We start from the raw sequence: 13,367 nt of genomic DNA, 5'->3' as shown, positions 1-13,367 counted from the left end.
GCTGTGACCTGGATCACCATTAGCGTGGCTGTCACAGGAAACTGCGGCGAAGGGAATCTTCCATGCGCGTCGGAGTACTGACCGGAGGCGGCGACTGCCCCGGGCTCAACGCCGTCATCCGGGGCATCGTCCGCAAGGGCGTGCAGGAGTACGGCTACGACTTCGTCGGCTTCCGGGACGGCTGGCGCGGTCCACTGGAGAACGACAGCGTGCGTCTCGACATCCCCGCCGTGCGCGGCATCCTGCCCCGCGGCGGCACCATCCTCGGCTCCTCCCGCACCAACCCCCTCAAGCAGGAGGACGGCATCCGCCGGGTCAAGGAGAACCTGGCCGAGCAGGAGGTCGAGGCGCTCATCGTGATCGGCGGCGAGGACACCCTCGGCGTCGCGGCCCGACTGTCCGACGACCACGGCGTGCCCTGTGTGGGCGTGCCCAAGACCATCGACAACGACCTCTCCGCCACCGACTACACCTTCGGCTTCGACACCGCGGTCGGCATCGCCACCGAGGCCATCGACCGCCTGCACACCACCGCCGAGTCCCATATGCGGGTCCTGGTCTGCGAGGTGATGGGCCGCCACGCGGGCTGGATAGCGATCCACTCCGGCCTGGCCGGCGGCGCCAACGTCATCCTCATCCCCGAGCAGCGCTTCGACGTCGAGCAGGTGTGCGCCTGGATCACCTCCCGCTTCCAGGCCACGTACGCCCCGATCGTGGTCGTCGCCGAGGGCGCGATGCCCAAGGACGGCGACATGGTGCTCAAGGACGGGACGCTGGACTCCTTCGGGCACGTGCGGCTCTCCGGGGTCGGCGAGTGGCTGGCCAAGGAGATCGAGAAGCGCACCGGCCACGAGGCCCGCACCACCGTCCTCGGGCACATCCAGCGCGGCGGCACGCCCAGCGCCTTCGACCGCTGGCTCGCCACCCGCTTCGGCCTGCACGCCATCGACGCCGTCCACGACGGCGACTTCGGCAAGATGGTCGCCCTGCGCGGCACGGACATCGTCCGCGTCCCGATCGCGGAGGCCACGGCCAAGTTGAAGACGGTGGATCCGGCGCTGTACGAGGAGGTGGGGGTCTTCTTCGGCTGACCTCTTCTTCGGCAGCTTCTTCATTGGCAGGCCTCATCTTCGACGGGCCTCTTCTTCGGCGGGCTGCCGACCAGCTCCTGATCGGCTTCCTCCGACCGGCGCGGGTGGGTTATGGGTCGTATATTCGGAATGTTCTGCCCATAGCCCACCGGAACGGGAGCGGTCGTGGAGGTCCTTGCCTTCGGTGTCCAGGCCGACGAGAAGCCGCTGATCGAGAGCGCGTTCGCAGGTCACCACGAGGTCCGCTGTCTGAGCGTCTTCCTCGACGAGGACACCGCCCCGATCGCCACGGGCCACGAGGCCATCTCCACCAGCGTCAACGCCGATCTCGGCCCCCGCGTCCTGGAGACCCTCGCGGCCGGTGGCACCCGGATGATCGCCCAGCGGTCCACCGGGTTCAACAACATCGACCTGGGTGTCGCCGAGCGGCTCGGCATCACGGTCGCCCGGGTCTCGTACTACTCGCCGTACTCCGTCGCCGAGTTCGCCTGGACCCTCGCCATGGCCGTCAACCGCCGGATCGTCCGGGCGGCCACACGCACGCGTGACTTCGATTTCCGCCTGGACGGGCTGATGGGCCGGGACATGCACGGCCGTACCGCCGGCGTCCTCGGCACCGGCAAGATCGGCGAGGCGTTCGCCCGGATCGCCCACGGCTACGGCATGGACCTGCTCGGCTGGGACGTCGCGGAGAACCCGGAGTGCGTGCGGCTCGGCATGAAGTACGTCCCCAAGGAGCAGCTGCTCGCCGAGTCCGACCTGGTCACCCTGCACGTCCCGCTGCTGCCGGAGACCCAGCGGCTCATCGACGCCGAGGCCCTCAAGGCGATGAAGGACGACGCGATCCTGATCAACTCCAGCCGCGGCGGCCTGATCGACACCGCGGCCCTCGTCGCCGAACTGCGCGAGGGCCGCTTCACGGGCGTAGGACTCGATGTCTACGAGGCGGAGGCGGGCCTCTTCTTCCTCGACCGGTCCCTGGAGGCCGTCGACGACGACACCCTGGCCCGGCTGGTCACCTTCCCGAACGTCCTGGTCACCTCCCACCAGGCGTACTACACCGAGGACGCCGTCGGTCAGATCATCGAGGCCACCGTCCGCAACGTCCTCGACTACACGGCCGGCCGCCGCTCCGAGAACGTCCTCGTGCCCCGCAGCTGACCGATCAACTCCCGCACCACCGCTGCCCCGTTGAGCGTCAGCACGGACTCCGGGTGGAACTGCACGCCCGCGAATCCGGGTGCTCGTAGTGCGTGCACCTCACCGTTGGCGGCCCGGCTCACCTCGATCCCGTGCGCGGCGAGTTCGGTGAGTTCTTCGTCGTCGCAGCGCGCCACGAAGCTGTTGTAGAAGCCGACGGTCTCGGTCCGCCCGAACAGGTCGATCGCCGTCTGCGCGCCCTGGTAGGGGACTTCCTTCCGTACGATCTCCAGGCCCAGCTCGGCCGCGATCAGCTCGTGTCCGAGGCAGACGCCGAGGACGCCGTGCCGGTGGTCGCGCAGGACCCGGGCGGTCAGGTCGCGCAGGAACCGCATCTTGGGGTCGGCCGTGTCGGAGGGGTCGCCGGGACCGGGGCCGAGGACGACCGGACCCTCGTGCGCGAGCACCGCCTCCCGCAGTCCCGGCTCGTCGTACCGCCGGACGGTGACGTCGAGTCCGCCGGAGCGCAGCACGTGCGCGAGCATCGCCGTGAAGGTGTCCTCGCCGTCGACGACCAGGGCGTGTCCCGCCAGGGCGTCCGTCCGCTCCTGCATCCGCAGCCAGAAGGGGGCGAGGGAGGCCCGGCGCCCGTCGAGCGCGGCACGCACGCGTGGGTCGTCGGCGAGACTCACGCGCGCGTGCTCCTCGCGCGGCCGTGCAGGACGTACGCCCAGGGCCGCCAGCACACCCGCCGCCTTCGCGTGGGTCTCCGCGACCTCGCTCGCCGGGTCCGAGCCGCGCACGAGGGTCGCACCGACCGGCACGCGCAGGCGCCCGTCGGCGGAGATGTCGGCGGTGCGGATGAGGATGGGGGAGTCGAGGGTCTGGGCCCCGCCGGAGTCCCGGCCGAGCAGGGCGAGGGCGCCGGCGTAGTAGCCGCGCCCTCCGACCTCGTGCCGCTCGATGACCCGGCAGGCGTTCTGCACCGGCGACCCGGTGACGGTCGCCGCGAACATGGTCTCCTTCAGGACCTCGCGCGCGTCCAGGGACGACTTGCCGCGCAACTCGTACTCCGTGTGCGCGAGATGGGCCATCTCCTTCAGCCGCGGTCCGATCACGACCCCGCCCATGTCGCCGACGGTGCACATCATCTTGAGCTCCTCGTCGACGACCATCGACAGCTCCTCGATCTCCTTGCCGTCGGCGAGGAAGCCGAGCAGGTGCTCGGGGGTGGGGCCTTCGGCGGGATAGCGGTACGTGCCGCTGATCGGGTTCATCACCACCGTGCCGCCGGACATCCGCACATGCACCTCGGGGCTCGCGCCGACCAGCGTGCGCTCCCCGGTGTGCACGACGAACGTCCAGTACGCGCCCCGCTCGCCCTCAAGGAGCCGCCGGAACAGCGCGAGCGCGTCGGCCCGGCCGAACCCCGGAATCGCGCCCTCGTAGGTCCGCCGGATCACGAAGTTCGCGCCCTCGCCGCTGCCGATCTCCTCGCGCAACACGCGCCCGACGATCCCGGCGTACTCCTCGTCGGCCACGTCGAAGCCGCCGTCCTCGACGCGCACTTCGTGCGCCGGGAGCTGGGCCAGGGCGTCGGCGAGCGGGATCCCGTACGACTCCTCGGGGACCAGGACCGCCAGGGGTGTGCCGTCGTCGCGGACGTCGAAGCCACGTTCCCGGATCTGGCGGAAGGGGATCAGGGCCAGGCCCTCGTCGGGGAGGTCGGCGAGGCGGTCGCAGGTGGTGACCGGGCCGAGGAACACCTCCACGGTGTGCTCGTCGTGGCCCGGAGTGCGGCGGCGCAGCACGGCGAACGGGCGGTCGTCGTGCAGCAGTCGGTTCAGGTCCATGGTTCCTCTGCCATCTGTCGGTGAGGAACGACCCCGGAAACGCCGAAGGCCGCCCTCGGGCGGCCTTCGCGAAGTCTTGCGTACGCGCAGTCAGTGGGCCGCCGGATGAGCGGTCCACCACCAGTTCTGGATCGAGTGCGCGAGCATGCGCGGAACCCTACACCACCCCACCACCTTCACAGGAGCCACTCAGCCCGTTCATTGACGTGCTCATGATCTGCGGTGACGCTGGAGGCTCACCGTGTGAAGGGGGACACATGAATCGCTTCCGCACGTCATGCGTCACTGCGGTCGTCATGGCGATGGGGTTATCAGGCCTTCAACCGGCCCTCGCCCGGGCCGCGTCCGCGTCCACGCCCGCGAAAGCCGTCTCGGTCGCCGACGCCGAGAAGTCCGTGACCAGCATCGACCGCACCGAGCAGCGGGCCGGTGCCCCGCTCGACACCAGACCGGTCGACGCCCAGGGCAGACCCCTCGCCGACGCCGAGGCCGCGCGTGTCGCCTGGCCCGAGCCCGGCGCGGACACCGTCACCGTCGGCACCAAGCCCGTCCGCGCCGCCGACACCGCCGTCTCGGTCACCGCGCCCCGCAGCCGCTCCGCCGCCCCCGACACGGTCGACGTCCGGGCGTACGACAACACCAAGGCCCGCCAACTCGGCGGTCACGCAACGGCGTTCACCCTGAAGGCGGCCGAGCCGACCGACCGGGTCGGCGTCCGCGTCGACACCGCCGGATTCCGCCGGGCCTTCGGTGCCGACTTCGAGACCCGGCTGCGGCTGATCGCCAAGCCCGCGTGCGCGCTGACCACGCCCCGGGCCGCCGGCTGCGAGAAGAGCGCGCCGGTCAAGAGCCGCATCGACCTGACCACGCACACCCTCTCCGCCGAGGTGGCCGCCGACCCGGACACGGTCTTCGTGGTCGCCGCCGCCCCGAACGGCGAGACGGGTTCGGCCACCGCGACCACGCTCTCCTCGTCCAGCAAGTGGCAGGTCGGCCTCAACTCCGGTGACTTCTCCTGGTCGTTGCCGCTGCCGCAGGTCCCCGCGATCGCGGGCGACGCCCCCGACATCAGCCTCGGCTACTCCTCGCAGGCCGTCGACGGCATGGTCGCCGCCGAGAACAACCAGCCCTCGTGGGTGGGCCAGGGCTGGGACCTCGCCCTGCCCTACATCGAGCGCCGCTACAACGGCTGCGTCGACGACGGCGGTGACACCGGCGACCTGTGCTGGGCGGGCGACGAGTACCGCATCTCCCTCCAGGGCACCTCGTCCTCGCTGGTCAAGGACACGGCCGCGGGCGGCGACAGCTGGCGCGCGCAGGAGGACCCGGGCTGGCGGATCCAGCGCAGGACGGGTGCCGAGAACGGCGACAACGACGGCGAGTACTGGGTGGTGACCACCCCGCAGGGCACCCGGTACACCTTCGGCCGCGGCAAGCAGGCCACCACCGGCACCACCACCGACTCCGTCTACACCGTCCCGGTCTTCGGCGACGACGAGGGCGAGCCCTGCCACAAGGGCAGCGTCGAGGACTCGTACTGCACACAGGCCTGGCGCTGGAACCTCGACGGTGTCGTGGACGCGCACGGCAACTCCAACACGTACTTCTACACACAGGAGTCCAACCGGTACGCCCGCAACGGCGACCCGGACAAGTCGACTTCGTACGTCCGCGGCGGTCACCTCAAGGACATCGTCTACTCGCAGCGCTCCGGCGCCGAGGACCAACAGGCCCCCGCCCGGCTGCACTTCACCACCGGTCTGCGCTGTGTCGAGGCCGCCGACGGCAGCGGCGACTGCCCGGCCTTCGACGCCGACCACGCGAGCTCGTATCCCGACGCGCCCCTCGATTCCCTGTGCGCGAGCGGGGATTGCACGGGCGAGGAGCAGAAGTCGCCGACGTTCTTCACCGACAGCCTGCTGCGGAGCGTCACCGCCCAGCGGTCGAACTCCGACGGCGGCTGGACGGACGTGGACCGGCTCGACTTCACCTACGACTATCCCGAGCCCTCCGACGGCACCAGCGCCATGCTGTGGCTGACCAAGGTCCAGCAGACCGGTCTCGCCGGGGACGGCGAACTCAAGCTGCCCGCCGTGGAGTTCACCGGCAAGGAGTACGCCAACCGCGCCGATGCCGACCCCGAGGCGGGCGCCCCCGAGATGCGCAAGCTGCGCATCACCCAGTTCGTCGACGAGCTGGGCCGGCAGGTCGACGTCACCTACGGACAGCCCGACCCGTGCCCGGTCGACGACCTGCCCGAGGGCCGCTACGACTCCAACACCCAGGACTGCTTCCCGGGTTGGCGCACCAACGGCGAGTCCTCCGGCTTCGGCGTCTGGCACAAGTACCTCACCACCAAGGTCACCGTCCGTGACAGCGGCGGCGGTTCACCCCCGCAGACCACCGAGTACCGCTACCGGGGCACCCCCGCCTGGCACCACGACGACGACCCGGTCACCAAGGCCGACCGCCGCTCCTGGAGCGACTGGCGCGGCTACGGCAGCGTCGACGTCGCCAAGATGACCGACCCCGGCTACCGCGGCGAGAGCGCCGGCCGCGCCGCCCAGATCACCCGCACCCTGCACTTCCGCGGCATGGACGGCGACTCCAAGGCCGACGGCTCCCACAAGTCCGTCGAGGTCACCGACTCCCAGGGCACCGCGCTGAAGGACCTGCCGTATCTGCGGGGCAAGGAGCGGGAGAGCATCCAGTTCCAGGTCGACGACGCGGGCGGAGCGACGTACGAACTCGGCGGCACGGTCCACGACTACGTCTCCGCGCACACGACTCCGGCCAAGGAGGGCGAGAGCGACCCGGACGACGACGCGCATCTCGTCGTCGAGAACAAGTCGCAGACCCGCGAGACCGTCATCGCCGACGACGGGAGCCGCTCCTCCAGGACCAAGACCCTGACGACCGACTACGACACCTACGGCCAGGCCACCTCGGTGCTGGACGCCGTGGGCTCCGATCTCCGCTGCACGAAGTCCTCGTACGACCGCTCGGCGGCCACCGTCGAGGGCTGGATGCTCGCCTTCCCCTACCGGGTGCGCACCTACAGCGGCACCTGTGACGACCCGAAGGCGCTGATCAACGGGAAGGACCAGTACTACGACGGGGCCACGGACCCGGCGGCGCCGGTCACCCAGGGCGATGTGAACCGGAGCGTCGCGGCCGTGACCGCGAGCGGACCGGGCACCGTCACCGCCTCGACCACCACGAGCGCGACCTACGACGACTACGGCCGCACCGTCACGGAGACCGACGCCAACGGCGACACGACGAGGACCGCCTACGCGCCGGCCGTCGGGCGACCCGCCACGGTCACCGAGACCGACGCCCTCGGCCACGCCGAGGTCACCACCCTCGACCCCGACCGGCAGCAGCCGTCGAACGTCAAGGACGCCAACGGACGGACGACGGTCAACGGCTACGACGCCCTCGGCCGGCTGGTCTCGGTACGCGAGCCCGACCAGGGCGCCGACGATCCGCCCGCGCAGACGTTCGCCTACGCGCTCGACCAGGATCACCGCGAGCCGCCCCGGGTGACGACGCGCAAGCTCCAGTCGGGTGACCTGTACGTCACCACATGGCAGTACCTCGACTCGCTCGGCCGTGACCGGCAGACCCAGGAACTCTCGCCCGCCGCGACCGACACCGCCCCCAGGACGATCGTCACCGACCAGCGCTACGACGACCTCGGCAACCCCGCCGTCGAGTCGCTGCCCGTGGTCACCGACGGCGCACCGGGCACCGCCCTGGTCACCGTCCCCGGCGACCGGACCGACGAGACCCGCAGCAGCTTCGACGCGCTCGGCCGGGTGGTCCGCTCGGCGCAGTACGGCGACGGCAGGGAACTGTGGGCGACCACGTACACCTACTACGGCGACCGGACCCGCATCGTGCCCCCGAAGGGCGGGGTCACCAAGACCACCACGACCGACGCCCGGGGCCGTCAGACCGCCCTTCAGGAGGGCACCGGCGCCGACGCCGTGACCACGACGTACACCTACACGCCGGCCGACCAGGTCGCCTCCGTCACCGATCCGGAGGGACACCGCTCGACGTTCGAGTACGACCTGCTGAGCCGCAGGACCGCGGCTCAGGACGCCGACTCCGGCCGCTCCCGGGCCCGCTACGACGGCAACGGCAACACGATCGCGACCTGGGACGCGAAGCACATCGACTCCGCCGCGCCCACCGTCTCGACCGACTACGACGCCCTCGACCGCCCGGTGGCGCGCTGGGCCGGTGCCTCGGGCAGCGGTGAGAAGACGGCGTCGTGGACGTACGACGATCCGGACGTCCCGAACTCCATCGGGCGCAACACCGCCCAGACGACCTACCAGGACGGCAAGAGCTACACCATCGAGGCCACCGGGTTCGACCCGCGCGGCCGGGTCACCGGCCGTACCTGGACGTTCCCGGCCGGCCTCGGCGGGTCCCTGCACGCCAAGACCTTCACCGTCCGCTACGGATACGACTCCGCCGACCACGTCGTCAGCAAGGAGTACCCGGACGCGGTCATCGGCACGCCCGCCGAGACCGTCGGCACCGGCTACGACCGGCTCGGCAACCCCGTCACCCTGGGCGGCACCGTCACCGACCCGCTGACCGGCAAACAGATCAGGACCGACTACGTCGCCGCCACCGGCTACGCCTCCGACGGCAAGCTGGCCGGCCGCGACTACGCCAACCCGCACCTGACCCTGCGCCGCGCCTACTCCTACGAGGACGACACCCAGCGGCTGTCCCGCGTCCAGACCCTCGTCCAGCAGCCGCTGACCGGCGACCTGGAGGCCAAGCAGGACGACGCCTACGCCTGGGACGACGCGGGCAACCTCACCTCCGTCACCGACACCGCGCTGCACAAGCCGGTCGCCTCCTGCTACACCTACGACGCGCAGAACCGGCTCGACCACGCCTGGACGACCGAGAAGACCGACTGCTCCGACGCCGACTCCACCACGACCCACGCGGGACCGGCCGGATACAACCAGTCCTGGACCTACAGCACGGACGGCAACGTCACCTCCGAGCGCGGTCTGCTGGGCACGACGACCTACCGCTACGACGACCCCGACCACCCGCACGCCGTGACCCGGGCGGGCCTGGACAGCTACACCTACGACGCGAACGGCGCGCTGGCCAAGAAGGTCCAGGGCCTGCTGCCCACCACCTACGACTGGGACTCCCAGCAGCGGCTGGAGAAGGCCACGGCCAAGCTGGTCGAGCACACCAGGTTCGTCTACGCGCCCGACGGCACCCGGCTGGCCCGGGTCGACCCGCTGGGCGTGGCCACCCTCTACATCGACGGTCAGGAGATCACCGTCGCCCTCGGCATCGCCAAGGGAACCCGCTACTACAACGTCGAGTCCACCACGGTCGCCGTGCGGCTCCCGAGCGGCGTGCTGAAGTGGCAGCTCAACGACACCCAGGGCTCGGCCCAGATCGCCGTTCCGGCCGGGACGAACCTGGTCGAGCGCACCTACTACAACCCGTTCGGTGAGATCCGGGCCGGATCGGCCGCCCCACCGACGGACCACGGCTGGCTCGACAAGACCAAGGACCCCACCACCGGCCTCAACGAACTGGGCGCCCGCTACTACGACGCCGACCTCGGCCGGTTCATCTCCACCGACCCGGCGTTCGACAACTCCTCGGCACAGTCCGCCAACCCGTACTCCTACGGCGCCAACAACCCCATCCTGTACGTCGACCCGACCGGCCTGTGGTCGCTGTCCGGGGTCTGGAACTCGGTCAAGGACGGTGCGTCCGCGGCCTGGGACTGGGCCAAGGAGAACAAGGGCCTGATCGCGGACGTCGCCGTCGGCATCGGCGTCGGCATCGCGGTGGGCGCGCTCTGCTCGACCGGTGTCGGCTGCCTGGTGGTGGCCGGTATCGCGGCGGGCGCGGCAGGTGCGGCGGCCGGGTACGGCGTCGACGTCGCCGAGGGCAAGACCGACTTCTCCTGGGGCGGTCTCGGCCTCCGGGTCGGCATCGGTGCCGCGGCGGGTGCGCTCGGCGGCGTCCTGGGCAAGGGCGTCAGCGCCGTCGCCTCCCGTGCGGTGGACGCGGTGGCGGCCACCTCGGTCGGCAAGGCCGTCTCGACCGCGACCGCCAAGGCGGCGACCGCGCTGACGGGCGCCGCGGCCAAGAGCGGCAAGGCGATGGCCAACGCGGTCCGGGCCGGCGGCGGCAAGGTCGCCGCCGCCGCGAAGGTGGTCAAGGACACTGTGGGACGCGCCCCGCGCCCGGCCACCAGACAGCCCGTCGGAGGCGGCGGGCGCGTCCTGTCCGACGGCGAGGGCGCGACCGCCAAGGAGGTCGCCCTCTCCACGGGGCCGACGGTCCCGGGATCGCGGGCGGGACAGGACGGGGTACGCCAGCAGCTGCTGGCCGAGGCGGACGACGCGGGCGGCACGTACACCTGCTGGCGTTGCGGGCAGACCACCCGGAACGCGGACAACGTCCACCTCGGTCACCGGAACGTGCCGACCGCGCAGGGCGGCAACCTCTCCCGGTACAACGTCTGTCTGGAAGGCGCGGCCTGTAACCTCAGCGCCCAGAACCGTGGCCGGCCCAGCCCGGGCATGTCCTGCTACGAGAGAGGCAGTTGCGGTGCCCCGTTCGGCAGAAACGACTAGCTCCGCCGACGCCGGAACGGTCCGGTTGCTGGCCGGGACGGCCCCCTCCGGGCGCCCCGTGACCGAGGACGTGCCCGCGCGCTCCCTCGGCGGCGACCGGTGGCGGCTCCTCGGCTCGCCGGGGCTGGCCACCGGTACGGCGGCCGGCGACACCCTCGCGGTGGCCGGTGACGGGTCCTTCACCGTCACCGGCCGGGGCGGCAACATCGCGGTGCAGGTCAGCGCCCCGGCCGCGGCAGGGGAACGCCTCGGCGAACTCACCGAGCGGGTCAAGGCCCTGGGCGGCCGGCTCGACAACCGCGGCGCCACCCGGGACGGGCGGTACACCTTCTCCGTGTACACGGTCCCGGCGAAGGCGGGCTTCCCCGCGATCGAGGAGGCCTTCCGGACGTACGAGAAGGCCGTGCCCGAGGGGCAGTGGACCTACGCCAACGTCTTCTCGGACGACGGCCGCCCCCTCGACTGGTGGCACGAGGGCTGAACCTCAGCCGGCCGCCCGTGCCAGCGAGGCGCGGGCGGCCTCCGCCACGTCCTCGCGCGGCCCCTTGGCGCACTTCTTGAGATACGCCCGCGCGCGACGCCCCGGCCAGTCGGCCGCGGCGACGGCAGGCCAGTACCGGAGGTGATGCTCGCCCGGTGTGCGCTCGACGAAGTCGAGGATCGCGCCGCACACCGCCTCGTCCGGTACGAAACCCAGCAGAGCGACGCCTCGCAGCGCCCCGTCGGCGAGCATCTCGGGCTCCTGCCGAAGGCACCACAGCACGGCTTCCGCGGGATCCTCGGCCAGTCGGACGAGCGACTCGCCGACGGCCACGTACACCATCGTGGCCGCGAAGGGACGCCCGGCGAGCTCTCGCAGGAACGGCTGTGCCTCCCGATGGCCGCACATCCCGAGGGCGAGCGCCATCTCGTACTGCGTCTCCCAGCTCCTCGGGTCCTCGACCTCCGCGCGCAGCGCCCCCAGCAGCGCAGGACCCGCGGCTGGGGCACCCGCCCTGCCCAGCTTTTTCGCGGCGCTCCGACGCCGCGGAGAGCGCTTTTCCGAGAGCTGTTCGATCAGTGACGCGGTCTCCGCTTCCATGTCCACAGAGCGTATCCGGCGTCTCACTTCATGGGCACGGGGCCGGGGCCAGGACACGACCCCGTAATGTTGGGCCCGTGACCGTGAACGCTAAGACCAGCGCGAGCGCTGGCAACACCTGGCGAGATCTGCCCGCGGCGCAGCAGCCCGAGTACCCCGACACCGAGGCTCTGCGCGCAGTGATCGCGGACCTCGAGTCGTATCCGCCGCTCGTCTTCGCGGGCGAGTGCGATCAGCTGCGCGCCCGGTTGGCTGCCGTCGCCAAGGGAGAGGCGTTCCTCCTCCAGGGCGGCGACTGCGCCGAGGCCTTCGACGCGGTGTCCGCCGACCACATCCGCAACAAGCTCAAGACCCTGCTCCAGATGGGCGCCGTGCTGACGTACGCCGCCTCGGTGCCGGTGGTCAAGGTCGGGCGCATCGCCGGCCAGTACTCCAAGCCGCGCTCCAAGAGCACCGAGACGCGGGGCGGCGTGACGCTGCCCACGTACCGCGGTGACTCGGTCAACGGCTTCGCCTTCGACGAGAAGTCCCGTATCCCGGACCCCGAGCGCCTGAAGCGGATGTACAACGCCTCCGCGTCGACGCTCAACCTGGTCCGCGCCTTCACCACCGGCGGCTACGCCGATCTGCGCCAGGTGCACGCCTGGAACCAGGACTTCGTGAAGTCCTCCCCGTCCGGGCAGCGCTACGAGCAGCTCGCGCGCGAGATCGACAGCGCGCTGAACTTCATGCGGGCCTGCGGCACGGACCCGGAGGAGTTCAAGACCGTCGAGTTCTACTCCTCGCACGAGGCGCTGCTGCTCGACTACGAGTCCGCCCTGACCAGGGTCGACTCCCGCACCGGGCAGCTGTACGACGTCTCCGGGCACATGGTGTGGATCGGTGAGCGCACCCGTCAGCTGGACGGCGCGCACATCGAGTTCGCCTCGCGGATCCGCAACCCGATCGGCATCAAGCTGGGCCCGACGACGACGGCCGAGGACGCGCTGCAGTACATCGAGCGCCTCGACCCCGACCGCGAGCCCGGCCGGCTGACCTTCATCGTCCGGATGGGCGCCGACAAGGTCCGCGACCGGCTCCCGGAGCTGGTCGAGAAGGTCACGGCGTCCGGCGCGGTGGTGGCGTGGATCACGGACCCGATGCACGGCAACACCTACGAGGCGGCCTCCGGTCACAAGACCCGCCGCTTCGACGACGTGCTCGACGAGGTCAAGGGCTTCTTCGAGGTCCACAAGGGCCTGGGCACCCACCCGGGCGGCATCCACGTGGAGCTCACGGGCGACGACGTCACCGAGTGCGTGGGCGGCGGCGACGAGATCTTCGTCGACGATCTGCACCAGCGCTACGAGACGGCCTGCGACCCCCGCCTCAACCGCAGCCAGTCCCTTGACCTGGCCTTCCTGGTCGCCGAGATGTACAGGGACCAGTAACCGTTTCACCTGTTACAGCAGCGTGTCGTGGGGCGGGGTCTCACCCCGGGAACCACGTACCGCCTCACCCTGGTCTGCGACGGCAGCGGAGTGGCGGACGTCGACTTCACACCGAAGAGCACGCC

Annotated in this window: 8 protein-coding genes; 5 read left to right on the top strand and 3 right to left on the bottom strand. The window is 71.1% G+C overall.

The window, feature by feature from the left end; genetic code table 11:
- The first annotated feature begins 62 nt into the window (after window positions 1–62).
- Complete coding sequence (locus ACWDR3_RS36810) at window positions 63–1,091, top strand: 6-phosphofructokinase (protein ID WP_450356923.1); 1,029 nt, start codon at window positions 63–65, stop codon at window positions 1,089–1,091.
- A 165-nt stretch (window positions 1,092–1,256) separates the two neighbouring features.
- A complete protein-coding gene (locus ACWDR3_RS36805) occupies window positions 1,257–2,252 on the top strand; it encodes a 2-hydroxyacid dehydrogenase (RefSeq protein ID WP_450356922.1) in 996 nt (331 codons plus the stop codon).
- On the opposite strand, the gene ACWDR3_RS36800 is transcribed toward ACWDR3_RS36805, so the two are convergent.
- Both ACWDR3_RS36800 and ACWDR3_RS36795 read right to left on the bottom strand, forming a co-directional pair.
- Window positions 2,204–4,084: an anthranilate synthase family protein gene (locus ACWDR3_RS36800; RefSeq protein WP_450356921.1), complete on the bottom strand. Its 1,881-nt coding sequence runs from the start codon at window positions 4,082–4,084 to the stop codon at window positions 2,204–2,206. The two genes, ACWDR3_RS36805 and ACWDR3_RS36800, sit on opposite strands and share 49 nt — an antisense overlap.
- Window positions 4,085–4,174: 90 nt before the next feature.
- Window positions 4,175–4,231: a trp operon leader peptide gene (locus ACWDR3_RS36795; protein WP_356123226.1), complete on the bottom strand. Its 57-nt coding sequence runs from the start codon at window positions 4,229–4,231 to the stop codon at window positions 4,175–4,177.
- Window positions 4,232–4,386: 155 nt separating this feature from the next.
- Between ACWDR3_RS36795 and ACWDR3_RS36790 the strand changes: the two genes are divergently transcribed.
- Together ACWDR3_RS36790 and ACWDR3_RS36785 are read left to right on the top strand one after the other, a co-directional pair.
- Complete coding sequence (locus ACWDR3_RS36790) at window positions 4,387–10,731, top strand: RHS repeat-associated core domain-containing protein (RefSeq protein WP_450356920.1); 6,345 nt, start codon at window positions 4,387–4,389, stop codon at window positions 10,729–10,731.
- Window positions 10,732–10,789: 58 nt separating this feature from the next.
- Window positions 10,790–11,212, top strand: coding sequence for a DUF4265 domain-containing protein (locus ACWDR3_RS36785; RefSeq protein WP_450356919.1), 423 nt, complete (start codon window positions 10,790–10,792; stop codon window positions 11,210–11,212).
- 3 nt (window positions 11,213–11,215) lie between these two features.
- On the opposite strand, the gene ACWDR3_RS36780 is transcribed toward ACWDR3_RS36785, so the two are convergent.
- Window positions 11,216–11,812, bottom strand: a complete 597-nt coding sequence (locus ACWDR3_RS36780) for a HEAT repeat domain-containing protein (protein WP_450356918.1) — start codon at window positions 11,810–11,812, stop codon at window positions 11,216–11,218.
- A 77-nt stretch (window positions 11,813–11,889) separates the two neighbouring features.
- Here ACWDR3_RS36780 and ACWDR3_RS36775 point away from each other — a divergent pair, with 77 nt between their 5' ends.
- Window positions 11,890–13,242: a class II 3-deoxy-7-phosphoheptulonate synthase gene (locus tag ACWDR3_RS36775; RefSeq protein WP_450356916.1), complete on the top strand. Its 1,353-nt coding sequence runs from the start codon at window positions 11,890–11,892 to the stop codon at window positions 13,240–13,242.
- The last annotated feature ends 125 nt before the right edge of the window (window positions 13,243–13,367 follow it).

Source organism: Streptomyces sp. NPDC001002 (assembly GCF_053599215.1).
Note: the sequence above shows the minus strand (reverse complement) of the source record. Positions and strands in the feature narration are given on the sequence as shown.